We start from the raw sequence: 22674 nt of genomic DNA on the forward strand, positions 1-22674 counted from the left end.
AGCGACCCGGGGCAGCGCGACGTCGGGTCTCGCCGCTCCGACCGGGGCGCGGCGCGACGGTTCGGGCGGCGAACGCTCAGGCGGTCCGGCGCTCCTGCTCCAGGCGGCGGGCCAGACGGGTGGCGCCGTAGACCTCGCTCAGGCGGCGACGGGCGGCGGAGACCGGCGGGGCCTGCCGCTCGACATGGGCGGCGGCGATGACGCGCAGGGCGGCGGCGACCGAACGCTCCAGGCGACGCTCGGCCTGAGCGGCCGCGTCGTGATGATTGTCCAGCATTGATGATCCCTCGTGCTGCGCCGTATCCGCCCTCTCGCGGGGCGGTATCCGACGGCACAGACAGATTTCACATCTGGCTTGACCGTATCAAGGCAGCTTGGCCGTAAGCCGAAGACCGTCGTTACCGCAGTTCCTCGTGCCAGGTCCGGCCGTCGCGCTCGATCAGCGCGATGGCGGCGGTCGGCCCCCAGCTCCCCGCCGGGTAGGGCCGGGGCGCCTCGGGCCGGTCGGCCCAGGCCTTGAGCACGCCGTCCGCCCAGGCCCAGGCGGCCTCGACCTCGTCGCGGCGCATGAACAGGGTGGCGTTGCCGCGGACCACGTCCATCAGCAGGCGCTCGTAGGCGTCGGGATAGCGCTGCTTGAAGGTCTCCTCGAAGGAGATGTCGAGGTCGGTGGGACGCAGGCGCAGGCCGCCGGGGCCCGGATCCTTGGTCATCACCTCGAGCTTCATGCCCTCCTGCGGCTGCAGGCGGATCACGAGGCGGTTCGGCTCGCGGCCGAAGGCCTCCTCGGGGAAGATCGAGAACGGCGAGGCGCGGAACTGCACCACGATCTCCGAGAGCTTCCGGGGCAGGCGCTTGCCGGTGCGCAGGTAGAACGGCACGCCGGCCCAGCGGCCGGACTGGATCTCGACCTTCATGGCGACGAAGGTCTCGGTCCGGCTCTCGTGGCCGAGCTCGGAGAGGTAGCCCTCGACGGGCTTGCCGTCGACGGCGCCCGCCACGTACTGGCCGCGCACCGTCACGCTCTGGATATCGTGCGTGGTGATCGGCTTGAGGGCGCGGAGCACCTTCAATTTCTCGTCGCGGACCGAGTTCGCCTCGAGGTTGAGCGGGCTCTCCATGGCGGTGAGGCACAGGAGCTGCAGGATGTGGTTCTGCAGCATATCGCGCATCGCGCCCGATGTGTCGTAGTAGCCGGCCCGGCCCTCGACCCCCACCGTCTCGGCGACCGTGATCTGGACGTGGTCGATCACGTCCGAGGTCCAAAGCCGCTCGAAGATCGTGTTGGCGAAGCGGAGCGAGAGCAGGTTCTGGACCGTCTCCTTGCCGAGATAGTGGTCGATCCGGAAAATCTGCGATTCGGGGAAGACCTCGCCGACCGCGTCGTTGATCGCCCGGGCCGATTTCAGATCCTTGCCGATCGGCTTCTCCAGCACGACGCGGGACTTCTCGCCGACGAGCCCGTGGGCGGCGAGGTTGCGGCAGATCGAGCCGTAGAGGTCGGGCGAGGTGGCGAGGTAGTAGGGCCGGACCTGGTCGGGCCGCTCGTCGAGCTTGGCCACGAGGTCCGTCCAGCCGCTGTCGCCGGCGCCGTCGACCGCGACGTAGTCGACGTGGTCGAGGAAGCGATGGAGCATGTCTTCCGACAGGTCGGCGGCGGGGACGAAACGCTTCAGGGCGTCGCGGGCATGCTCGCGGAAGGCGTCGAGGGACAATTCCGAGCGCGAGGCACCGATGATCCGGCTCGTCTCCGGGATCTGCCCGTCCCGGAAGCGGTAGAACAGGGCCGGCAGAAGCTTTCGCGCGGTCAGATCGCCGGTCGCGCCGAACACGACGCAGTCGAAGGAGGCGACGGGAATGATCGTGGCCAAGTGCGGCTCCCGGTTGTCGTGCGCTGGTCTCGTGCGGCGGCTGCGTCGCACTGACCTAGCCCGTGTGCAAGGGCTTCGCCAGACTCGGGGCGCGGACCAGCGCTGCCCGGGCCGGGGCGCGGCCGCGACAGCTTTGGGCAACCCGATGACGTCACGCTCCGTCTTTGCGAGCACGGCGAAGCAACCCAGGGCCGCGCGCCGGCGTCGGAGGGCAGCACGATGCGTGAGCCGGCCGTCTACATCATGGCGAGCCGCCGCAACGGGACGCTCTACACCGGCGTGACATCCAACCTCGCCCGGCGGGGTCTACGAGCATCGCGAGGCGCTGCTCCAGGGCTTCACCAGCCGCTACGATTGCAAGCGCCTCGTCTGGTATGAGCGCTATCCCACGATGAATGAGGCCATCACGCGCGAGAAGCAGATCAAGGCGGGCTCACGGAAGAAAAAGCTCGCTCTGATCGAGGCGATGAATCCGGATTGGAACGACCTGTATCCTGATCTCGCGTGAACAGGTCCGGCGTCGCGGCTCCCTGGATTGCTTCGCTGCGCTCGCAAGGACGGTGAACGCGGCAACCCGCGCGCAGCCACGCGACGAGTCTCACTCCCCCGTCTTCGCGAGCGAAGCGAAGTGACCCAGGGCCGCGCGAGGCCGTATGGGTCACCCCTCCATGTACCGCTTGAAGCCTTCGGAAAAATCCGGGTGCCAGCGCGACAGGGCGGGCCGGTTCTCGATGATGTCGCCCGCCGCCCAGGCGATCCGCTTCGCGTCCTGCGCCCGGGTGGTCTCGTTGTCGGGGCAGAGGATGTAGAAGTCGCCGGCGGCGAGCCGCTCCAGCATGAAGGCCACGGTCTCGTCGGGCGTCCAGGCTCCCGCGGGCTTCTCGGCGACGCCCCGGGCCTTGGTGAGGCCCGTATAGACGAAGCCCGGGATCAGCAGGTGGGCGGTGGTCCGGCATCCTTCGCGGTTGCGCAACTCGTGGGCGAGCGCCTCGGTGACCGCCTTCACCCCCGCCTTCGAGACGTTGTAGGGCGCGTTGCCCGGCGGCGTGGTGATGCCCTGCTTCGAGCCGGTGACGATGATCGCCCCGGGCTTGCCGCCCGCGATCATGCCGGGCGCGAAGGCGTGGATGCCGTTGACTACGCCGCCGAGATTGGTGCCCAGGATCCGCGTCCAGGTGTCGGCGTCGGAGAACAGTTTCCCACCGGCCTCGATGCCGGCATTCAGCATCACCAGGGCCGGCGGCCCGGCCTTGGCGACGGCAGCCGCCAGGGCTTCCACCGCCCCGCGATCCGACACGTCGGTGGGTATGGCCCGGACCTCGACGGCGGCGAGTTCGGCCACGGCGGCGCGGGCCGCGTCCAGGGCCGGCCCCGGCAGGTCGGCGAGCCAGACGTTCATGCCGGCCCGCGCGAAGGCCTGCGCGGCGGCGAGCCCGATGCCACTCGCAGCGCCGGTGACGACCGCGCTGCGGCCGGGGCTGATCGCGGGGTTCTGGCTCATGACGGATCCTCGGAGGCGTGGCGCCCTTCAGATGGGGCGAGCCGGACGGAAGGCGAGTTCGAGACGGATCCCGCGACCCGGCAGAACCCGCGGATCGCCGCGGCGGCGGCTTCTGCTAGGATGACCGGACACCCTTCGGAACGAAGCACCCGGATGCCCCCTCCCCCGAGCCGCCGGTCGATCCTCGCCGGTGCGGCCTCCCTCGGCCTCGCCCATGCGGCGCGTGCGGCCGGCCCGGCGGGGTTCGGTCCCCTCGGCCGTCCGTCCTGGTCGGGCGACAGCCTCCAGGCCGCGGCGGCCGCCAAGGGCCTGCTCTACGGCTGCGAGGTCCCGTTCCACCGCTTCGATTCGACGCCCGCCTACCGGCAGGCGGTGGCGCGGGAATGCGGCATCCTCGTCTGCGGCACCGAGATGAAGATGGAGGAGGTCCTGCCCGCGCCCGGCAAGACCGACTTCGCCCGCGGCGACGCGATCCTGCGCTTCGCGCGGGGAAACGGCCAGCGCATGCGCGGCCACACGCTCGTCTGGCACGCGGCGCTGCCGCCCTGGGTCGGCCCGCTGCTCGGCCGGGCGAGCGCCGTCCAGGCCGAGGATTTCATGCGGCGCTGGATCGAGACGGTGGCCGGCCACTACCGGGGCCAGATCGTCGCCTGGGACGTGGTCAACGAGATCTTCGGCAACGAGGCCGATCCCGACCGCGGCGGGGGCCTGCGCGACTCGCCCTGGCTCGCCGCGATCGGCCCCGGCTACGTCGACCTCGCGTTCCGGATCCTGCACGAGGCCGATCCCGCGGCCGCCGGCACCTGGAACGAGGACGCGGTGGAGCAGGGCGTGCCCTGGATGGAGGCCAAGCGCACCAAGGTCCTGCGCCGCCTGGAGGGGATGCGGTCCCGCGGCGTGCCGATCCGGCGCTTCGGGCTTCAGTCGCACCTCACCAGCACGATCCCGATCGACCAGGGCCAGCTGCGGCGCTTCCTCCGGGAGATCGGCCAGATGGGGCTCGGCATCGCGATCACCGAACTCGACATCGACGACCGCGCCTTCCCGTCCGACGTGGCGACCCGCGACCGGAAGGTGGCCGATTACGCCCGGCGCTACCTCGACGTGGTGCTGGACGAGCCCGCCTGCCTCGACGTCCTGACCTGGGACATCTACGACCCCGACACGTGGCTGAACGACCATCCCTACCGCAAGCGGCCGGATGGCCTGCCGCAGCGGGCCCTCCCCCTCGACGCGCAGTTCCGGCGCAAGCCCCTGTGGCACGCCATGAAGGCGGCCTTCGAGGCCGCGCCGGATCACAAAACCGCCCGCGAGACGCTCAGGCGGGCGTGACGCCGGCCCGGCGTCCGTCCTCGGCCAGGCTCGGCTCCGGCGGCCGGTCCGCGAGGAGCCGGCGGCGAAGGCGCGCGCAGGGGCGCTCGACGACCGCGTACATCCCCCAGCACCACAGCAGCGTCACCGGGAAGGCCGCCAGCATCAGCCCGACGCCGTGCAGCCCGGGCCTCACGTGCAGCACCAGCGCCACCACGGTCATGTGTGCGAGGTAGAAGCTGTAGGACCACAGCCCGAGCTGGCGCATCGGCCGGCTGGCGAGCAGCCGGACCATAGGCCCCTCGCCGTGCAGCAGGTACGCGAAGGGCACGAACAGGGCGGCGCTCTGGAGCGTGTAGCGCAGGCTCTCCCGGAAGGCGGGCTCGCGGACCGCCAGGGTTCCGAGGATCACCGCGAGGCTGGCCGCGACGTGCCAGGCCGTGGGGCGCCACGCCCGGTCGGCCGGGACCACCGGGTTGTTCCACAACCCGAGGCAGCAGCCGAACAGGATCGCGTCGATCCGCGTGTGGGTCCAGCTGTAGTTCAGGCTGTAATCCGGCAGCCGCCAGACGTTCTCGCACCGGATCGCCAGCACCACCGCGCAGAGCCCCAGGCAGGCCAGAGCCGCATGGCGCGGCCGGAGGCGCCCGAGCCAGAGCACGAAGGCCAGCGGGAAGACGAGGTAGAAGTGCTCCTCGATGGCGAGGCTCCACAGCGGCACCGGCAGCACCGCCTCGGTGCCGAACAGGCCGGGATAGTTGGTCAGGAACGTCGCCTGTCCGAGGATCGCCGCCGGTTCGACGTGCATCCAGTCCAGCCATCCCGCCCCGTAGAGGGCGCCGGAGGCGAGCAGGGTCAGGTACATCGGGGGCAGGATGCGCAGGCTGCGCCGGAGGTAGAAGGCCGGGAGCGACACCGCGCCCGTCTGCGCCCGCTCGATTCGCAGGAGCGTGGTGATCAGGTAGCCGCTGAGGAAGAAGAAGACGGTGACGCCGAAGCCGCCCGGCACAACGTGGCTGTAGCCGCAATGGGCCGCGAACACGATCAGGATGGCGAGCGCCCGCACCCCGTCGAGCTGAGGCAGGTAGGGCATCGTCTTCGGGACCAGAAACCCGGAATCCGGCATGGCGGAGGTCGATCTCCTGTCGCGTCAGGGGCCCAGCATAAGCGCCCTTTCCGTGCGGACGGACATCCGCACGGCACGCTGAGCGGCTGGACCAGTGTCCGGATGGTGAATCCGGGACTCAAGGCCCCGGCAACACCGGAGGAGATTGGTAACCACGGCCGTCCATGATCCTGCCCGACCGCCCTGTCTCGGGCGCCGTCGGGAGTGTTGCGTATGGTCCCGGTCCCGCCCCGCCGTCACGCCCGCCCGCACGCCGCCCTGGGCGCGGGCCTGTCGCTGCTGGCGCTCCTCGGCGCACCAGCCGTGGCCCTGGCGCAGGGCGCCGGCGCGGTGCAGGGCAGCCCGGTGCCGCCGCTCGCCGTGCCGGTCGCGGTGCCGCCCGCCGCCACAGGGGAGGCCGCGAAGGGCCAGGAGCCCCGGATGCCGGAGGCGAAGGGTGAGGCGAAGGGCACGGCCGGCAAGGCGGCGGATGCCAAGCGCCCTGAAACCAAACCGGCCGAGGCCGCGCCGGAGCCTGTCCCGGCGCAGGGGAAGGCGCAGGATGCCAAGGCCCAGGATGCCAGATCCCCGGACAACAAGGCTCAAGACACCAAGTCGTCGGACATCAAAACCCAGCAGGCCAAGCCTCAGGAGGCGGCCAAGAAATCCCGCGAGCCGGCCCCGCTGGTCTACGCCAAGGTCTCCACCGACCCGAACCCGACGCTGACCCCCCGGACGTTCCTCGACACCCTCCGGGCGGCCGAGCGGTACGCGGCCTTCGCGGAGGCCGGCGGCTGGGAGCGGCTGCCCGAGGACCTCGCGCGCCTCAAGCCCGGCGAACGCAATCCGGCGATCCCCGCTCTGCGCCACCATCTGACGCTGACCGGCGACCTGCCGGCGGATGCCCCGCCGAACGACCGCCTCGACCCGCCCCTGGTGGCGGCGATCGCGGCGTTCCAGGCGCGCCACGGCCTCCCCGACAGCGGCATACTTGGCCGGCTCACCATCAATGCGCTCAACGTGCCGGCTGCGGTGCGCCAGCGCCAGCTCGCCGCCTCCGCGGCCCGGCTGATGGGCTCGAAATTCCCGTTCGGCGACCGCTACGTCGTGGTCAACATCCCGTCCGCCGCGGTGGAGGCGGTGGAGAACGGCGCCGTTGCGCGCCGCTACGTCGCGGTGGTCGGCTCGCCCGACAAGGCGACGCCGCCGGTCGAGACGCGGATCACCGACATCAACTTCAATCCGACCTGGACCGTCCCGGCCTCGGTGGTGAAGAACGAGATCATCCCGCAGATGCGCAAGAATCCGGGCTATCTCGCCAAGAACCACATCCGGATCCTCGGCCCCTCGGGCGAGGTCGATCCGACCCGGATCGACTGGGCCGGCGAGAAGGCGGTCAATTACACGTTGCGGCAGGATTCCGGCTTCGACAATTCGCTGGGTCAGGTGCGGATCGACATGCCGAACCGCTTTGCCGTCTACATGCACGATACGCCGGCAAAATCGCTCTTCGCCGCCAGCGTGCGGTTCCACAGCCACGGCTGCGTCCGGGTGGGCCAGGTGAAGGAACTCGTCGGCTGGCTGCTCCAGGGCACGGACGGGCCCAACGGGCCGGGCACCAACTGGGGCCCGATCGAGATCGAAACCGGGATCGCCGATGGCGAGCGCCGCGATATCAAGCTCGCCAAGCCGGTCCCGGTCGTCTTCGTGTATCTCACCGGCTTCGCCACGCCGGACGGGAAGGCGCATTTCCGCGACGACATCTACGCCCTCGACACGCCGGCTCCGGAACCGGCCGCCACCGGCGCGATCCCCCCCGCAGCACCCCCGGGTGCGGACGCGGCCTCCGCGAAGCCGGCCTCCGCCGGTGCCGCGCCGACCGCGCCCCGGCCCGGCGCCGCCCACGACGCGAAGCCGGCCCCGGCGCGGGCCGCTGCGACCAAGCCCGCCGCAGTCAAACCGACCCCCGTGAAGCCCGCGGTGGGCCGCTCGGCCGCCGAGCGCCATAGTTTGGAATCTGTCGAACCTATCCGCTAAGCCCAACCCAGCCATGCGATTCTCGGTCCACCGGAACCTCCCGGCAGGCCCGTCATTGGCTCAGGGAACGCGCATCGGCCCGTTTTCAGCGAGACGGGGCGACGCGCCGAGCCACGGAATCAGACTGGAGACCACCATGGCCAAGGCCAAGCCGAGCAGCCGCATCGAGAGCGCGCGGCTGAACACCCCGACCGACCTTGATCCGAACGACGTGCGGACGATCGCCGAGGGCCTGACGATCCTGAGTTCGGACCTGTTCGCCCTCTACATCAAGACCAAGAACTTTCACTGGCACATGAGCGGACCCCACTTCCGCGATTACCACCTCCTGTTGGATGAGCAGGCCGCTCAGATCTTCGAGATCATCGACGCCGTGAATGAGCGCGCCCGCAAGATCGGCGGCACGGTGCTGCGCTCGCTCGGCCAGGCCAAGAGCCTGACCCGCGTGGCCGACAACGATGCCGAGTATGTCTCGCCCCTCGACATGCTCAAGGAGCTGCGCGACGACAACAAGGCCCTCACCGCCAACATGCGCACGCTCCACGGCGTGACCGATGAGGCAGGCGACGTGGCGACGACCTCGCAGCTGGAGGAATGGATCGACCAGTCCGAGGAGCGCACGTGGTTCCTCTACGAGACCACCCGCAACGCCACCGACAGCGGCCACTGAGCCGCGCCTCCCGGCATCGGCACGGCCGATGTCGGGTCCGGCCTCGTCGCGCCGCCGCTAACTGCCGGCGAGATCGAGGTGCACCTTCACGAGTCCCGGGTCGTCGGGATCCCGCCCCTGCGTGAACCCGAGGCGGCGGCACACCGCCAGCATCGGCCGGTTCTCGGCGAGCACCGTACCCTCGACCCGCCCGATGCCCTCGGACTGCGCCCAATCGATCATGAGGCGCATCAACGCGAAGGCGAGGCCGGTCCCCCGGGCATCGCGGCCGACCGCGATCGCGTACTCGCCGCTCTCATGGTTGGCGTCGGCATGCAGCCGGACGGCGCCGAGCATGCGCTCGCCGCCGCCCGGTTCGATCTCCGTGGCCACGAAGGCGATGGCGCGGGCGTAGTCGAGCTGCGTCAGACGCGCCAGGAAGGCGTGGCTGAACTCGCGTACCGGGCCGAAGAACCGCAGCCGCAGATCCTCCGGGTCGAGTCCCTTGAAGAAGGTCAGGAACAGGCCCTCGTCCTCCGGGCGCACCGGCCGCACCCGCACCGTCCGGTCCTTGAGGTTGAGCGTCCGGACCCATTCGGCCGGGTAGGGCCGGATCGCGAAGCGCGGATGGCCGCGTCCGTCGGCTCCGCGCTCGGCGCGCCCGATCCGGACCCGCGCGTCGAGGGCGAGCACGCCGGTCTCGTCGGCCAGAAGCGGGTTGATGTCGAGTTCGCGCACCTGCGGCAGGTCGGCGGCGAGCTGGGACAGCTTCACCAGCGTCAGCGCGATCGCCCCGAGATCGGCGGCGGGCACGTCGCGGTAGGCTTCGAGGCGCCGCGCGACCCGGGTGCGGGCGATGAGGTCGCGCGCGAGGGTCAGGTCCAGCGGCGGCAGGCCGAGGGCGCGGTCGTCGATCACCTCCACGGCGGTGCCGCCCCGGCCGAAGACCACGACCGGGCCGAACACCGCGTCCTCGGCGAGCCCGGCGATCAGCTCGCGGCGCTGGCCGCGGCGGACCATCGGCTGCACGGCAAAACCGGTCACCCGGGCATCCGGCCGCTCCCGGCGCGCGCGGGCCAGGATGCTGCGGGCCGCGTCCGCCACGTCGGCCTCGCTGGTCAGGTCGAGATGGACGCCGCCGATGTCGGATTTGTGCACCACGTCCGGCGAGACGACCTTCAGCGCCACCGTTCCGCCCGCCGCGATGATCGGCCACGCGGCCGCCGCCGCCGCGTCCTTGTCGGGCGCCAGCGTGATCGGCACGGTCGGAATCCCGTAGGCCTCCAAGAGGCCGTTGACCGCCACCGGGTCGAGCCAGGCAGCCCCCTGCTGCAGCGCCCCGGCGACGATCGAGCGGGCCCGCGCCGTGTCGGGGGAGAAGTCCCGCGGCAGCGAGTCCGGCGTGCGCATCAGATCGTCCTGCGCCTCGCGGTAGCGCACCAGGTGCAGGAAGCCCTCGATCGCCTCGGAATCGGTGGTGAAGTGCGGGATCCCGGCCTGCGCGAAGGTCTCGCGCCCCGCCTCCGCGTCGCCCAGCGAGACCGCGAAGACGGGCTTCTTGCGGGATTGGCCGGCCCGGGCGGTCTCGACCGTCTCGGCGATGGCACGCGCCACCGCGCCCGCCTCCGAACGAATCGTGGGCACGTGGATCGCCAGCACGGCGTCGCTCGTCCGATCGGTCAGCAGGGGTGCCAGCGCGGCGGAGAAGGCCGGCCCGGCGGCATCGATGCCGAGATCGAGAGGGTTGCCCGGCGCGCGGCCGTCCGCCTCGGCGGGCGCCGCCAGGGTCCCGGCCCGCTCGATCAACCGATCCGCGGCGAGCAGCCCGATGCCGCGGCCGTTCGACACGATCGCCAACCGGTGGCCCGGGAAGGGCCGCTGGCGCCCCAGGGTCTCCACAGCGGAGAACATCGCGTCGAGGTCCGGCACGGCCAGCAGGCCCGCCCGCCGGAACGCCGCCGCGTAGACCGCATCCGGACGGGCCAGGGCGCCGGTATGGGTGGCGGCGGCGCGCGTGTCCGGGCGGTGCCGGCCGGCCCGAAGCACCACGACGGGCTTGGCCCGCGCGGCGGCCCGGGCGGCCGACATGAAGCGGCGGGCATCCGCGACCCTGTCGAGGCAGAGCAGGATCGCGCGGGTGTGATAATCGGCAGCGAAGTGGTCGAGGCAATCGGCCACGCCGATATCGAGGACGCTGCCGAGCGACAGAACCGCCGAGAAGCCGGTCCCGTGGCGGGCACCCCAGGCGACGATGGCGGCCGCGACCGTGCCGGATTGCGAGACGAGGGCGAGGTCGCCGGACGCGGGGGCATGGGCGAACAGGCTGGCGTTGAGCTTGGCACCCGGCACCGCGAGGCCGGCGCTGTCGGGACCGAGCAGGCGCAGGCCGTGGGCGCGGGCGATCCGGTGGGCGATCGGGCCGGGATCGTCCGGCTCGGACCCGAGCCGGGCGGTGAGGATCACCGCCGCCCCGGCGCCGATCGCGGCGGCCTGCGCGACGACCTCGGGCACGCGCGGCGGCGGCACCGCGATCAGAACGAGATCGGGGGCGACGGGGAGATCCGCGACCCTGGGCACGCAGGGCAGCCCCTCGACCGTCGCCTGATCGGGCTGGACCGGCAGGATCGCGCCGGGAAAGCCCGCGGCGCGCAGGCTGTCGAACACGCTGCGCCCCAGTGAGCCCACGCGGGCGACCGCACCCACCAGGGCGACCGACCGGGGCGCCAACAGTTTGTCGAACCGGTATGTGCTCATGACCGGCGGCTCACGGCGCCGCCGTCACGGGATGAGCTTCCGCAGGCCGTTCGTGCCGGCACGCATCTGGTCCCCCGCTTCGTCCGATCGGGCACGGCTCATGGAACGCCCGCCGCCCCCTCAGATGGCGCGATCCGGCGCGCCTGCAACGCCCGCGCGGCACGCGACATGGGGACACCGAACGATCGCCCCGACGGCATCGTTGGCGACGTCCTTTTGTCCAATATCCAGCGCGCTTTATCCACCCCAAGACGACAGTTGTGAGCGTGTGTAGATTGGTCTTGCTATTAAATTCCCACCACCATAGTAACTGCTGCTTAACTACCCTGTATCGGGTTGAGCAGAGACAGATTCCGGCCGGCACCTCGGGTTGGCGGCGAGCCGGGATCGACAGGAGGTTATGGGATGGACGCCACGGGTGAAGGGCAACCGGACTATCTCGCGCTGTCCGTCGACATCGTGTCGGCCTTCGTGAGCAACAATCCGGTGCCTGCGCCGGAGCTGCCCGGGCTCATCGCGGCCATCCACGCGACGCTGCACGGTCTCGGCGAGCCGGCCATCACGCCGACGGAGGAATTGCGGCCGGCCGTGCCGGTCCGGCGCTCGGTCCAGCCCGACTTCATCGTGTGTCTGGAAGACGGCAAGAAGTTCAAGTCGCTCAAGCGCCATCTGCGCACGCACTACAACCTCACGCCCGAGGAATACCGGACGAAATGGGGCCTTCCGCCCGATTATCCGATGGTGGCGCCGAACTACGCCGCGGCGCGCTCCAGTCTCGCCAAGAGCATGGGCCTCGGCCACCAGCGGCGGAAGGGCTGAGAACGCGCCGAGCGCGTCCACAGCTTTCGGATCCGGGTTAGGCATCGGGCAAGCCAAGCTTGCGAGGGTCAGGGGCCCGTCAGCGCCTCAGAGACCCGATGCCCGGCAAGCCCAATCCCGTTGCCCGCCTGTTCTGGACGGCCGTGATCGGCCTTCCGTTCGGGCTCTGGTACGGCCCGCCGGCCCTGGCCGCGACGGGCCTGGCCCTCGTCCTGGTCCTGCTCCGGCATCTCGGGCGCAAGCGCCGCTTCCGTGCCCGGGTGCGGCGGATCGCCCGGGCGCATGCCGACACGCTGGCGCTGCGGCGGCGTCAGGAGAGCTACTGCGATCCTTACGGCAACTGGATCGAGGACGGCTGGCTGCGCGAGCGGGACTACTTTCTCGACCGGACCGTCCTGCCGCAGCTCGGCCCCCGCTTCGCCGACCTCGCCGAGGTGGAGCACGAGCGGATGCTGGCGATCATCGAGGCCGAGGCGGCGGCCGTCGCCCTCCCGGAGGAGGACGAGGCGCCGGGGGACGGGCTGGACTACGAGCGCTACTGCGCCGAGCGCCTGACCCGGGCGGGCTGGCGGACGCACCGGACGCCGGCGAGCGGCGACCAGGGCGCCGACATCGTCGCGGTGCAGGACGGCCTGCGCCTCGTGGTGCAATGCAAGCGGCTGAGCAAGCCCGTCGGCAACGCCGCCGTGCAGGAAGCGGCGGCGGCGCTGCGCTACTGGGACGGGGACCGGGCCGCCGTGGTCTCCAATGCCGGCTTCACCCCGGCCGCGCGCCGGCTCGCCACGGCGACCGGCGTGCTCCTGATGCATCACGAGGCGCTGGACACCCTCGACGCGAACGATCTCGCAGAGGCGTGACGGTCGTCAGGCAAGCGGCCCGGGGATGGCGGTCTCCGCCTCGCTGAGCAGCCGCGCCTCGTGCCGACGCACGAACAGCCAGAGGGCCAGGCCTCCGAACACCACGAGCGCCAGCAGGGTCAGGCCGACCGGGCCGACGATGTGCTCGATCTGGCGCCCGCAATAGTAGGAGCCGATCCCCATGCTGCCGGCCCAGACGACGCCGCCGAGGGCGTTGAAGGCGAAGAAGCGCCGGGCATCCAGACGGTTGACCCCGGCGAGCACGGCCGCGTAGGCGCGCAGCATCGCGGTGAAGCGGCCGAAGAACACGATCTTGCCGCCGTGCCGGCGGAACAGATACTGGCCGAGCTTGAGCCGCCCGTGATCGAGGGCGATGAGGTGACCGTAGCGCAGGAGCAGCGGCATGCCCCAGCGCCGCCCCGCCCAATAGCCGACATTGTCGCCCAGGATCGCCGCCGCCGCGGCCGCGGCGATGACCAGGCCGATATTCAAATTGCCGGTGCTGCCCGCATAGACGGCGGCCGAGATCAGCACCGTCTCGCCGGGGCATGGCACGCCGGCGCTCTCGAGGGTGATGATCACGAAGATCGCGATGTATCCGTAATTCGCGATCAGCTCGGCGATGGGCAGATCGTTCAGGAAGGCCATGCGGTCCTCGGGGCCGGTCTCCGGGCAAAGCCCGGCGACACAAGCGGATGGATCGTGGCCTTAAAAGGGCCGATCCGCGGAGCGCGGCGCGGTCAGAGGACCTTCAGCAGGGCCTCGGCGCCCGAGGCCTCCGCCTTCGAGGGCGTCTCCTCGACGTTGAGGATCCGGACGACGCCGTCCTCGACCAGCATCGAGTAGCGCTTCGAGCGCATCCCGAGGCCGAAACCCGTGCCGTCCATCTCGAGGCCGATGGCCTTGGCGAAATCGGCGTTGCCGTCGGCCAGGAATTCCAGCCCTTCCGCGCCGCTCGCCTTCGACCACGCGTCGAGCACGAACACGTCGTTGACGCTCGTCACCGCAATGGCATCGACGCCGCGTCCGAGGATCTCGTCCTTGTGGGTGACGAAGCCCGGCAGGTGGTTGCGGTGGCAGCTGGGGGTGAACGCGCCCGGCACGCCGATCAGGACCACGCGCCGGCCCTTGAACACGTCGTCGGTGGTGCGCGCGATCGGGCCCTCGGGGCCGATCACCCGGAAGGTGGCCTGGGGCAGGTGGTCGCCGACCTGGATCATCGCGGGTCCCTCGTTGTCGCGCGCTGGGATGGCGCGCGTGAGCAGCGCGCCTGACCTAGCGTGGCAGGGGATGCCTGTCGAGGATGCGGCCCAGTCCGGCTTGAACCACACGCACGGGCCGAGGCGCTTGATGCCGAGGCGCTTGATCTTGTGAGACCGCTCGATCCGCGCCCTCTGCTCCCCAACGTCGAGAGTGGGAGAGGGCACGAAACCCGCCGTGACCATCGGGCCGCGGCCGCAACCGCGCCGGCCGCGACCCGGACCGACTACGGCATTGCGGGACACGGATTGCGACGCGCACAAGCTTGAGGGAGGCTTGCTGCGTCCCTATTGCCCGCTGGACAACCAGGAGACGGGGCGTAGCATGGACGCATGGCGCACCCTCCGCACCGCAGGCCCGATCCCCCGTCGGCAGCGTCTTCGCTGGCCGGCAAGGCCGCGTCGCCGCTTCAGACGGAGCTGTCGGGTCCGAACTTCCTCGACGGGCAATTCCTCGTGGCCATGCCCGGCATGGCCGACGAGCGCTTCGCCCGTTCGGTGATCTATGTCTGCGCCCATTCCGCCGACGGGGCGATGGGCATCATCGTCAACAAGGCGGCGACCGACATCAGCATGCCGGACCTCTTGGTCCAGCTCGACGTGGCGCCCGAGGCGGATGCGATTCGCCTGCGCGAGCGGGTCGGCCACATGCCGGTCCTGATGGGCGGTCCGGTGGAAGGACGGCGCGGCTTCGTGCTCCACAGCGACGATTTTCACATCCAGCAATCGACGCTGATCATCGACGACGGCATCTGCCTGACCGCAACCGTGGAGATCCTCCGCGCCATCGCCAGCGGCGAGGGGCCGGCGAGCGCCGTGCTCGCGTTGGGCTATGCCGGCTGGCAGGCGGGGCAGCTGGAGAGCGAGATCATGGCCAATGGCTGGCTCAACTGCCCGGCCGACCCGGCCCTGATCTTCAACGCCGACCTCGACGCCAAGTACGACCTCGCCCTGCGGGCCAACGGCATCGACCCGGCGATGCTGTCGATGACCGCCGGCCGGGCCTGATCGACATCGACCTCAGAGATTTGCGGCGCCCCGGTGCTTGCAAGCGGGGCAATCCCGCCGGCCCAGGCTGTCCGGTCCCAGGCTGTCCGGCTTCCTTCCGCCCTGGGCCGCTGCCCTGCGCTCGCGATGCCGCGGGCGTCAGAGCGCCGGGCCGACGGAGCCGGCGCGCCGCGCCTCCACCTATTCCGGAAGCACGTCGCCGCCGCCGGCCGCGTCCGGGTTCATGCCTTCGACGGCGGGCTTGGGACGCGGCCTGCGCGGCGCGACGGCGGCCGTGGGCGTCGCCGTGTTGGCGCCAAGCCGGGTCGCCAGGGCCAGGGCGCGGTTCTCCGTCACCCGCAGGTGGCAGAACCCGTGCGTGCCCTCCCGCGCATAGGTGCGGCAGAGCTGCTCCCGGTCCGACGAGAAGGCCGCCTGCTCGCTGACGATCGGCCGCACGTCCTCGCGCCGGGCGCGCTGGGTCATCAGCTTGTAATTGTCCCGAACGGCCTTGTCGGCGACGCCCCGGGCGGTGTCGAACTCGCCGGCTCGCGGGATCAGGGTGGCGGCGGCCGGCCCCCAGAGGCCCACCGGCGTCGTGGCGCAATCCGCCGCCGAGAAGGTACAGATCGGGCCCGCACCGAGGCTCGAGACCAGGACGCCGCCCTCGGTCACATCGAAGCGCAGCGGGCACTCGGCCCCGGCCGCCTCGAAGCGCGGCACGCCCTCGGGCTTGCCCTCGGCGCTGAGCGTCACCGGGTTGCCGCCGGCGAGGGGAACCGTGCACGATTCCGCCGGCTGCGAGATCTTGGTCCCCGGCAGCTTGATCCGCGCCGTGACGGCGGTGCCGGACCGTTCCAGCTTCAGGGTTCCGGACAGGCCGTTGAGCTGCAGATCCTGGCCGATCACGCCGTCCTCGGAGGGCGTCTTCAGAACGATCGGGCGGGCCGGCGCAGGGGCGGGCCGGGGCGCCTCAGGGGCCGCGGACGGGCCCGGCTCGCCCGGCGCGGCCGGAGCCGGCGGCGCCTCCGGGAGGCCGCGGGGCGGCACCGGCGGCCGCTCCGGCTTGATGCCGAACAGGCGCTCGAAGAAATTCTGGGCCTGCGCCGGAGGGGCGGCGAGCATCCCGGGCGCCGCGACGGCGACCGCCAGGATCGGGAGCAGGAGACTGCGGATCGGGCGCATCGGACTCTACGACGGGGACACGAAGTGGCGGGGCCACGCGCAACCCCTTGTCGAAGCGTTAACACGGCGTCGATGGCGCCGACGTGGCAGCGGAGCAACAAAATGCAGTCACGCCGCCCGGCAGAGGGCGGCCCTGCGGCGAGATCCTGCCGGAATGACAAGGATATGGCGCGCCTGTGCGGGATGAATGCCGCCGCGCAGGCTTCGCCTTGCGAGCCCGGAACGGGGTTCTTATATCGCCCTCGACGCGGGATTGCGCGCTGGGTTTCAGCCGTTCACGGCCCTTGATCCGGCCCGGGTCCCATACTCACATCACCTCCGTACACCGCCATGGGCCGAGCTGCTTCGGGGCTCGGCGGTCTGCTTGAACGCGACGAAAAGAGGGATCCCGCCATGGGTAAAGTTATCGGCATCGACCTGGGCACCACCAATTCCTGCGTGGCCGTGATGGATGGCACGCAGCCCAAGGTCATCGAGAATTCGGAAGGCGCGCGCACCACGCCGTCGATCGTCGCCTTCACGGATGACGGCGAGCGGCTCGTCGGCCAGCCGGCCAAGCGCCAGGCGGTCACGAACCCCGAGCGCACGTTCTTCGCCATCAAGCGGCTGATCGGCCGCACCTACGACGATCCGCTGACCCAGAAGGACAAGGGCCTCGTCCCCTACAAGATCGCCCGCGGCGACAACGGCGACGCCTGGGTCGAGGCGGACGGCAAGAAGTATTCGCCGTCGCAGATCTCCGCCTTCACGCTGCAGAAGATGAAGGAGACCGCGGAGGCCCATCTCGGCCAGCCGGTGACGCAGGCGGTCATCACCGTCCCCGCCTACTTCAACGACGCCCAGCGCCAGGCCACCAAGGATGCCGGCAAGATCGCGGGCCTTGAGGTTTTGCGCATCATCAACGAGCCGACCGCGGCGGCGCTCGCCTACGGCCTCGACAAGAAGAAGGCCGGCACGATCGCGGTCTACGACCTCGGCGGCGGCACCTTCGACGTGTCGATCCTCGAGATCGGCGACGGCGTGTTCGAGGTGAAGTCTACCAACGGCGACACCTTCCTGGGCGGCGAGGACTTCGACAACCGGATCGTCGAATACCTGACCTCCGAGTTCAAGAAGGAGCAGGGCATCGACCTGACCAAGGACAAGCTCGCCCTCCAGCGCCTCAAGGAGGCGGCCGAGAAGGCCAAGATCGAGCTGTCCTCGGCCACCCAGACCGAGATCAACCTGCCCTACATCACCGCCGACAACACCGGCCCGAAGCACCTGGCGCTGAAGCTCAGCCGGGCGAAGTTCGAGTCGCTGGTCGACGATCTGGTGCAGCGGACGATCGAGCCCTGCCGCAAGGCGCTCAAGGATGCCGGCGTCTCGGCCTCCGAGATCGACGAGGTGGTGCTGGTCGGCGGCATGATCCGCATGCCGAAGATCCAGGAGGTGGTGAAGGCCTTCTTCGGCAAGGAGCCCCACAAGGGCGTCAACCCGGATGAGGTCGTGGCCATCGGCGCCGCCGTGCAGGCGGGCGTGCTCCAGGGCGACGTCAAGGACGTGCTGCTCCTCGACGTGACCCCGCTGTCGCTGGGCATCGAGACGCTGGGCGGCGTGTTCACCCGGCTCATCGACCGCAACACCACGATCCCGACCAAGAAGTCCCAGACCTTCTCGACGGCGGAGGACAACCAGAACGCCGTCACGATCCGGGTCTTCCAGGGCGAGCGCGAGATGGCGGCCGACAACAAGCTGCTCGGCCAGTTCGACCTCGTCGGCATCCCGCCGGCGCCCCGCGGCATGCCGCAGATCGAGGTGACCTTCGACATCGACGCCAACGGCATCGTCAACGTGACGGCCAAGGACAAGGCGACCAACAAGGAGCACCAGATCCGCATCCAGGCCTCGGGCGGCCTGTCGGACGCCGACATCGACCGGATGGTGAAGGACGCCGAGGCGAATGCCGAGGCCGACAAGAAGCGCCGCGAGCTGGTCGAGGTGAAGAACCAGGGCGAGAGCCTGATCCACGCTACCGAGAAGTCGGTGACCGAGTACGGCGACAAGGTCCCGGCCGCCGACAAGGGCGCGATCGAGACCGCGATGACCGCGCTCAAGACCGCCCTCGAGGGTGAGGATGTCGAGGCGATCAAGGCCCGCACCACGGACCTGATGCAGGCCTCGATGAAGCTCGGCGAGGCCATGTACGCCGCCAATCAGGCGGCCGGCCCCGACGCCGGTGCCGAGGCGGCCTCCGAGAAGAAGGACGACGTCATCGACGCCGACTTCCAGGAGGTCGACGAGAAGGACCAGAAGAAGCGCGCCTGAGGCGCGGGTCGGAGACGACCGTGCGGGGCCGGAGCGATCCGGCCCCGCCTTTGCTTGACACGCGCTGTTGCGCAGGCGCCGCAGGACGCGGGATATCGCCCGGATCGGAGCCGCGGGCTGCCGGCCCGTGCTAGAGCGCGAATCGCGACGTGCATCGGTCCGCACATCCTGCGCAAACCCGCGTCCCGAAGCCCCGCCGCGGCGGGCGTCGGCGCGGCGGGGTCCAGGGATCACGGCGCCGTCTGGACGCCTCCTGCGAGGCGGCCGCGCCGCGCCCCGAGACAGGGCGCGGATGGATTGTCCGGAGACGGGTTGGGATGTCGAAGCGGGACTATTACGAGATCCTGGGGGTCACCAAGACCGCCACGGAAAGCGAGATGAAGGTCGCCTTCCGCAAGCTCGCGATGACCTTTCATCCCGACCGCAATCCCGGCGACAAGGACGCCGAGATCAAGTTCAAGGAGATCAACGAGGCCTATCAGTGCCTCTCCGACGGCCAGAAGCGTGCCGCCTACGACCGGTTCGGCCACGCGGCCTTCAGCCAGGGCGGGGGCGGCGGTCCCGGATTCGGCAACGAGTTCGGCGACTTCATGTCGGATATCTTCGACAATTTCTTCGGTGACGGCCGCGGCGGCGGCGGCGGCGCGCGCGGGCGCGGCGGCACACCGGGCCGCGAGCGCGGGGCGGATCTGCGCTACAACCTCGAGATCACCCTGGAGGAGGCCTTCACCGGCAAGGCCGAGACCATCCGGATCCCGACCTCGGTAACCTGTGAGGCCTGTGACGGCTCGGGCGCCAAGCCGGGCTCGAAGCCCCGGACCTGCCCGACCTGCGCGGGCTACGGCCGCGTCCGGGCCGCCCAGGGCTTCTTCGCCATCGAGCGTACCTGTCCGAACTGCCACGGCCGCGGCGAGATCGTCGACGATCCCTGCACGTCCTGCCAGGGCGCGGGCCGCGTCAACCGCGAGCGCACCCTCTCCATCAACGTGCCCGCGGGGGTCGATGACGGCCTGCGCATCCGACTCGCCGGCGAGGGCGAGAGCGGCCTGCGCGGCGGGCCGGCCGGCGACCTCTACGTCTTCCTGTCGATCAAGCAGCACGAATTCTTCCAGCGCGACGGGGCCGACCTGTTCTGCCGGGTGCCGATCTCGATGGTGACGGCCGCCCTCTCGGGCGAGATCACCGTGCCGGTGATCGACGGCTCGCAGACGCAGGTGCGCATCCCTGCGGGCACGCAGACCGCCAAGCAGTTCCGCATCAAGGGCAAGGGCATGCCGGTGCTCCGCTCGCGGGAGGTCGGCGATCTCTACATCCAGGTCTTCGTCGAGACCCCGCAGAACCTGACCAAGCGCCAGCGCGAGCTGCTCCAGGAGTTCGATCAGTCGGCCTCGCCGGAGAATCATCCCGAATCCGCCGGCTTCTTCTCGAAGGTCCGAGACTTCTTCGGGGGCGCGGTCCGGCCGTGAGCCGGATCCGAATCCTGGGAAGACCCGTTATGCAAGCGGCCGGCGTGGCTTGGGTCCCCTAGGCGACGCGCCGCCTTGACTGTAAGACAACGCCGTTCTTCAGCCTTTCATTCTCATTCGGCATCAAGGAATCCAGGACTTGCCGCCGCTCCGCCGTCCCAACGCGAAGGCTCCTGTCGGCAGGAGCGCGATTTTCGGGCCGCGGCGCGACCCCCTGGAGGACGAGGCCCGGTTCCTGCGTTCGTGGCTCGAGCGGCCCCTCGTCACGGGTGCGGTGACGCCGTCGGGCAAGATGCTCGCGCGCACCATGGCCGCCTATGTCGACCCGCGCCTGGAAGGACCGGTGGTCGAACTCGGCCCCGGCACCGGTCCCGTGACCGAAGCGCTGATCCGGCGCGGCGTTGCGCCGGAGCGCCTGATCCTCGTGGAATTCAATCCCGATTTCTGCCGCCTCCTGACCCACCGCTTCCCCGGTGTGCGGGTCATTCAGGGCGATGCCTACAACATGCGGGCGAGCCTTCAGGACGTGCTGACGCAGCCCGCGGCGGCCACGATCTCGAGCCTGCCGCTGTTCACCAAGCCGTTGGAGCAGCGGCTGGACCTGCTCAACACCGCCCACGACCTGATGCGGCCGGGGGCTCCGTTCGTGCAGTTCACCTACGCGGTCGTGCCGCCGATCCCGGCCCGTTGCGAAGCCGGCAGCTATACCGCCGACCGTTCCAACCGGGTGTGGCTGAACTTGCCCCCGGCCCGGGTCTGGGTCTATCGCCGACCCTGACATGAACACGGCCTGAGCGAACAGGTCACGTTTGCGTCAACTTGAAAGGCGCATACCTGAGACACGGCCGGACGCGCCAACGCGGCCGGCGTGGAACAGGAAAGCGCCGATGTTCACCAAGACTGCACGGACCCGCTTTGCAGCCGCCCTTGCCTTCGGCGGGCTGGCCTTTGCGGCCCCGGCCATGGCCGCTCCGCTGAGCCTCGACGCCGGGCTTCAGGCTGACAGCGGGGACATCCACACCGTCCAGTATGGCTACGGCTACGGTCCCCGTCATGGCGGCTGGGGCCACCATGGCTTCGGTCCGCGCCATCATCATCATGGCGGCTGGGGACGGGGACGCCATTACGGCTGGCGCAACCATGGCTTCGGCCCGCGTCACCACCATCACGGCGGCTGGGGCCATCGCCACGGCTACGGCCGCTGGTAAGCACTGACGGCGTGCGTCTCGCTCAGGCGGGGCGCGCGCCGGCCCTCATGCCGGCCCTCATGCCGCCCTCACCCGTTCGATGACGGGCGGCCGCTCCGACGGCGCGTCGCCGATCCGGTAGGCGACGCGCAAGGCAGCCTCCGCGCGATCCGCCGAGGCCTCATCGGCGGCGTGGACGACCCCCAGCAGGCCACCGGACGCACCGGGGCCGGCGAGATCCGTGAAGCCCACACGCGGATCGATCGAGTCCCCCGGCTGCGTCCGCCCGCCACCGAGCCCGATCACCGCCAGGCCCAAAGCCCGTGTGGCGACCGCCGCAACGGTCCCTTCCTGGTGGACCGGCCGCCGCACCGGCGCCGCGGGCAGATAGGTTGCCGGCCTCTCCAGCAGATCACCCGGCCCGCCGAGAGCCGTGACCATGCGGGCGAAGCAATCGGCCGCCCGGCCCGACGCGAGCGCCTGCTCCAGTCGCTCGGCGGCGCTGTCGCGGTCCGGCGCCAGACCGCCGACGACCAGCATCTCGGCTCCCAGTGCCAGCGTGACCGCGTGGAAGCGCGGCTCGCGGCGGTCGCCTGTCAGATACGCGATCGCGTAGGCGACCTCGACGGCGTTGCCGGCCGCACTGGCCAGCGGCGCATCCATGTCGGTGATCAGCGCGGCGGTGCGCAGGCCGGCGCCCTCCGCCACCGTGACGATGCTCTCGGCCAGGGCCCGCGCCTCCGGCAGCGTCGCCATGAAGGCCCCGCCCCCCTGCTTGACGTCCATCACCAGCCCGTCGAGCCCGGCGGCGAGCTTCTTCGACAGGATCGAGGCGGTGATCAGGTCGAGGGACTCGACCGTGCCGGTCACGTCGCGGATCGCGTAGAGGCGCCGGTCGGCCGGGGCGAGGTCGGCGGTCTGGCCGATGATCGCGCAGCCGACGTCCCGGACGACCCTGCGGAACGCGTCCAATCCGGGCGTCGCGTCATAGCCCGGAATACTGCCGAGCTTGTCCAGCGTCCCGCCTGTATGGCCGAGGCCGCGCCCCGAGATCATCGGCACGTAGCCGCCGCAGGCCGCGACCATCGGCGCCAGCGGCAGGCTCACCGTGTCGCCGACGCCGCCGGTCGAGTGCTTGTCGAGGACCGGCCCCGGGAGATCCCAGGCGAGGACGCGGCCCGACTCGGCCATCGCGCGGGTCAGGGCCACCCGCTCCGGAAGGGAAAGCCCGCGGAAGAACACCGCCATGGCGAAAGCCGCCGCCTGCCCCTCCCCCACCGTGCCGTCGGTGAGGCCACGGACGAAGGCGTCGATCGCCTCCGGGTCGAGGGGAAGGCCGTCGCGCTTGGCCCGGATCGTCTCCTGAGGCAGCCGCACGT

Annotated in this window: 19 protein-coding genes and 1 pseudogene; 11 read left to right on the forward strand and 9 right to left on the reverse strand. The window is 70.7% G+C overall.

Going from position 1 to position 22674, the window contains the following annotated elements; translation table 11 throughout:
- Nucleotides 1–76: 76 nt before the first annotated feature.
- Complete coding sequence (locus GGQ91_RS26390; protein WP_043357814.1) at nucleotides 77–277, reverse strand: hypothetical protein; 201 nt, start codon at nucleotides 275–277, stop codon at nucleotides 77–79.
- A gap of 121 nt (nucleotides 278–398) precedes the next feature.
- On the reverse strand, nucleotides 399–1871 hold the full coding sequence (gene zwf, locus GGQ91_RS26395; protein WP_043357817.1) for a glucose-6-phosphate dehydrogenase: 1473 nt from the start codon (nucleotides 1869–1871) through the stop codon (nucleotides 399–401).
- A 219-nt stretch (nucleotides 1872–2090) separates the two neighbouring features.
- On the opposite strand from zwf, the pseudogene GGQ91_RS26400 reads away from it, so the two are divergent.
- Nucleotides 2091–2379, forward strand: a pseudogene (locus GGQ91_RS26400) (GIY-YIG nuclease family protein).
- Between the two features lie 150 nt (nucleotides 2380–2529).
- Here GGQ91_RS26400 and GGQ91_RS26405 read toward each other — a convergent pair.
- Nucleotides 2530–3372 (reverse strand): SDR family NAD(P)-dependent oxidoreductase, encoded by an 843-nt coding sequence (locus tag GGQ91_RS26405; protein ID WP_053609123.1) that lies wholly within the window; start codon nucleotides 3370–3372, stop codon nucleotides 2530–2532.
- A 153-nt stretch (nucleotides 3373–3525) separates the two neighbouring features.
- Between GGQ91_RS26405 and GGQ91_RS26410 the strand changes: the two genes are divergently transcribed.
- Nucleotides 3526–4704: an endo-1,4-beta-xylanase gene (locus GGQ91_RS26410; RefSeq protein WP_182593189.1), complete on the forward strand. Its 1179-nt coding sequence runs from the start codon at nucleotides 3526–3528 to the stop codon at nucleotides 4702–4704.
- Here GGQ91_RS26410 and GGQ91_RS26415 read toward each other — a convergent pair.
- Complete coding sequence (locus tag GGQ91_RS26415; protein ID WP_182593190.1) at nucleotides 4691–5809, reverse strand: acyltransferase family protein; 1119 nt, start codon at nucleotides 5807–5809, stop codon at nucleotides 4691–4693. The two genes, GGQ91_RS26410 and GGQ91_RS26415, sit on opposite strands and share 14 nt — an antisense overlap.
- A gap of 213 nt (nucleotides 5810–6022) precedes the next feature.
- Between GGQ91_RS26415 and GGQ91_RS26420 the strand changes: the two genes are divergently transcribed.
- Together GGQ91_RS26420 and GGQ91_RS26425 are read left to right on the forward strand one after the other, a co-directional pair.
- On the forward strand, nucleotides 6023–7825 hold the full coding sequence (locus GGQ91_RS26420; RefSeq protein ID WP_182593191.1) for a L,D-transpeptidase family protein: 1803 nt from the start codon (nucleotides 6023–6025) through the stop codon (nucleotides 7823–7825).
- 136 nt (nucleotides 7826–7961) lie between these two features.
- Nucleotides 7962–8495, forward strand: coding sequence for a Dps family protein (locus GGQ91_RS26425; protein WP_043385237.1), 534 nt, complete (start codon nucleotides 7962–7964; stop codon nucleotides 8493–8495).
- Nucleotides 8496–8552: 57 nt separating this feature from the next.
- Here the strand turns inward: GGQ91_RS26425 and GGQ91_RS26430 are convergent, their stop codons facing one another.
- A complete protein-coding gene (locus tag GGQ91_RS26430) occupies nucleotides 8553–11228 on the reverse strand; it encodes a bifunctional acetate--CoA ligase family protein/GNAT family N-acetyltransferase (protein WP_182593192.1) in 2676 nt (891 codons plus the stop codon).
- Nucleotides 11229–11633: 405 nt separating this feature from the next.
- Here GGQ91_RS26430 and GGQ91_RS26435 point away from each other — a divergent pair, with 405 nt between their 5' ends.
- Together GGQ91_RS26435 and GGQ91_RS26440 are read left to right on the forward strand one after the other, a co-directional pair.
- On the forward strand, nucleotides 11634–12047 hold the full coding sequence (locus tag GGQ91_RS26435) for a Ros/MucR family transcriptional regulator (protein ID WP_043357841.1): 414 nt from the start codon (nucleotides 11634–11636) through the stop codon (nucleotides 12045–12047).
- A gap of 98 nt (nucleotides 12048–12145) precedes the next feature.
- The gene (locus tag GGQ91_RS26440) at nucleotides 12146–12904 is read left to right on the forward strand and encodes a restriction endonuclease (RefSeq protein ID WP_182593193.1); all 759 of its coding nucleotides are present in this window, start codon (nucleotides 12146–12148) and stop codon (nucleotides 12902–12904) included.
- Between the two features lie 6 nt (nucleotides 12905–12910).
- Here GGQ91_RS26440 and GGQ91_RS26445 read toward each other — a convergent pair whose 3' ends face one another.
- Together GGQ91_RS26445 and GGQ91_RS26450 are read right to left on the reverse strand one after the other, a co-directional pair.
- The gene (locus GGQ91_RS26445; protein WP_043385228.1) at nucleotides 12911–13552 is read right to left on the reverse strand and encodes a DedA family protein; all 642 of its coding nucleotides are present in this window, start codon (nucleotides 13550–13552) and stop codon (nucleotides 12911–12913) included.
- A gap of 92 nt (nucleotides 13553–13644) precedes the next feature.
- The gene (locus tag GGQ91_RS26450; protein ID WP_043357846.1) at nucleotides 13645–14124 is read right to left on the reverse strand and encodes a peroxiredoxin; all 480 of its coding nucleotides are present in this window, start codon (nucleotides 14122–14124) and stop codon (nucleotides 13645–13647) included.
- Nucleotides 14125–14496: 372 nt separating this feature from the next.
- On the opposite strand from GGQ91_RS26450, the gene GGQ91_RS26455 reads away from it, so the two are divergent.
- On the forward strand, nucleotides 14497–15171 hold the full coding sequence (locus GGQ91_RS26455; RefSeq protein ID WP_257787385.1) for a YqgE/AlgH family protein: 675 nt from the start codon (nucleotides 14497–14499) through the stop codon (nucleotides 15169–15171).
- 180 nt (nucleotides 15172–15351) lie between these two features.
- Here the strand turns inward: GGQ91_RS26455 and GGQ91_RS26460 are convergent, their stop codons facing one another.
- The gene (locus GGQ91_RS26460) at nucleotides 15352–16335 is read right to left on the reverse strand and encodes a hypothetical protein (RefSeq protein ID WP_182593194.1); all 984 of its coding nucleotides are present in this window, start codon (nucleotides 16333–16335) and stop codon (nucleotides 15352–15354) included.
- Nucleotides 16336–16728: 393 nt separating this feature from the next.
- Here GGQ91_RS26460 and dnaK point away from each other — a divergent pair, with 393 nt between their 5' ends.
- The 4 genes from dnaK (at nucleotide 16729) to GGQ91_RS26480 (ending at nucleotide 21316) form a co-directional block, all read left to right on the forward strand.
- Complete coding sequence (gene dnaK / locus GGQ91_RS26465) at nucleotides 16729–18642, forward strand: molecular chaperone DnaK (protein WP_075380866.1); 1914 nt, start codon at nucleotides 16729–16731, stop codon at nucleotides 18640–18642.
- A 317-nt stretch (nucleotides 18643–18959) separates the two neighbouring features.
- Nucleotides 18960–20108, forward strand: coding sequence for a molecular chaperone DnaJ (dnaJ, locus tag GGQ91_RS26470; RefSeq protein ID WP_043357852.1), 1149 nt, complete (start codon nucleotides 18960–18962; stop codon nucleotides 20106–20108).
- Between the two features lie 139 nt (nucleotides 20109–20247).
- Nucleotides 20248–20886, forward strand: coding sequence for a class I SAM-dependent methyltransferase (locus GGQ91_RS26475; protein ID WP_043357854.1), 639 nt, complete (start codon nucleotides 20248–20250; stop codon nucleotides 20884–20886).
- Between the two features lie 109 nt (nucleotides 20887–20995).
- Complete coding sequence (locus tag GGQ91_RS26480; RefSeq protein ID WP_043357856.1) at nucleotides 20996–21316, forward strand: hypothetical protein; 321 nt, start codon at nucleotides 20996–20998, stop codon at nucleotides 21314–21316.
- A gap of 57 nt (nucleotides 21317–21373) precedes the next feature.
- Here GGQ91_RS26480 and deoA read toward each other — a convergent pair whose 3' ends face one another.
- Nucleotides 21374–22672 (reverse strand): thymidine phosphorylase, encoded by a 1299-nt coding sequence (gene deoA / locus GGQ91_RS26485; RefSeq protein ID WP_182593195.1) that lies wholly within the window; start codon nucleotides 22670–22672, stop codon nucleotides 21374–21376.
- Between the last annotated feature and the right edge of the window lie 2 nt (nucleotides 22673–22674).

Source organism: Methylobacterium fujisawaense, assembly GCF_014138435.1.
Classification (GTDB): Bacteria; Pseudomonadota; Alphaproteobacteria; order Rhizobiales; family Beijerinckiaceae; genus Methylobacterium; species Methylobacterium fujisawaense.

What these genes read in the sequence shown, in the direction of transcription:
- GGQ91_RS26440 (WP_182593193.1), top strand. Translation starts at nt 12,146, where the DNA reads ATGCCCGGCAAGCCCAATCCCGTTGCCCGCCTGTTCTGGACGGCCGTG.
- GGQ91_RS26390 (WP_043357814.1), bottom strand. Translation starts at nt 277, where the DNA reads ATGCTGGACAATCATCACGACGCGGCCGCTCAGGCCGAGCGTCGCCTG.
- GGQ91_RS26460 (WP_182593194.1), bottom strand. Translation starts at nt 16,335, where the DNA reads ATGCGCCCGATCCGCAGTCTCCTGCTCCCGATCCTGGCGGTCGCCGTC.
- GGQ91_RS26430 (WP_182593192.1), bottom strand. Translation starts at nt 11,228, where the DNA reads ATGAGCACATACCGGTTCGACAAACTGTTGGCGCCCCGGTCGGTCGCC.
- GGQ91_RS26450 (WP_043357846.1), bottom strand. Translation starts at nt 14,124, where the DNA reads ATGATCCAGGTCGGCGACCACCTGCCCCAGGCCACCTTCCGGGTGATC.
- dnaJ (WP_043357852.1), top strand. Translation starts at nt 18,960, where the DNA reads ATGTCGAAGCGGGACTATTACGAGATCCTGGGGGTCACCAAGACCGCC.
- GGQ91_RS26410 (WP_182593189.1), top strand. Translation starts at nt 3,526, where the DNA reads ATGCCCCCTCCCCCGAGCCGCCGGTCGATCCTCGCCGGTGCGGCCTCC.
- GGQ91_RS26445 (WP_043385228.1), bottom strand. Translation starts at nt 13,552, where the DNA reads ATGGCCTTCCTGAACGATCTGCCCATCGCCGAGCTGATCGCGAATTAC.
- GGQ91_RS26415 (WP_182593190.1), bottom strand. Translation starts at nt 5,809, where the DNA reads ATGCCGGATTCCGGGTTTCTGGTCCCGAAGACGATGCCCTACCTGCCT.
- GGQ91_RS26405 (WP_053609123.1), bottom strand. Translation starts at nt 3,372, where the DNA reads ATGAGCCAGAACCCCGCGATCAGCCCCGGCCGCAGCGCGGTCGTCACC.
- GGQ91_RS26480 (WP_043357856.1), top strand. Translation starts at nt 20,996, where the DNA reads ATGTTCACCAAGACTGCACGGACCCGCTTTGCAGCCGCCCTTGCCTTC.
- GGQ91_RS26425 (WP_043385237.1), top strand. Translation starts at nt 7,962, where the DNA reads ATGGCCAAGGCCAAGCCGAGCAGCCGCATCGAGAGCGCGCGGCTGAAC.
- dnaK (WP_075380866.1), top strand. Translation starts at nt 16,729, where the DNA reads ATGGGTAAAGTTATCGGCATCGACCTGGGCACCACCAATTCCTGCGTG.
- GGQ91_RS26455 (WP_257787385.1), top strand. Translation starts at nt 14,497, where the DNA reads ATGGCGCACCCTCCGCACCGCAGGCCCGATCCCCCGTCGGCAGCGTCT.
- GGQ91_RS26420 (WP_182593191.1), top strand. Translation starts at nt 6,023, where the DNA reads ATGGTCCCGGTCCCGCCCCGCCGTCACGCCCGCCCGCACGCCGCCCTG.
- GGQ91_RS26435 (WP_043357841.1), top strand. Translation starts at nt 11,634, where the DNA reads ATGGACGCCACGGGTGAAGGGCAACCGGACTATCTCGCGCTGTCCGTC.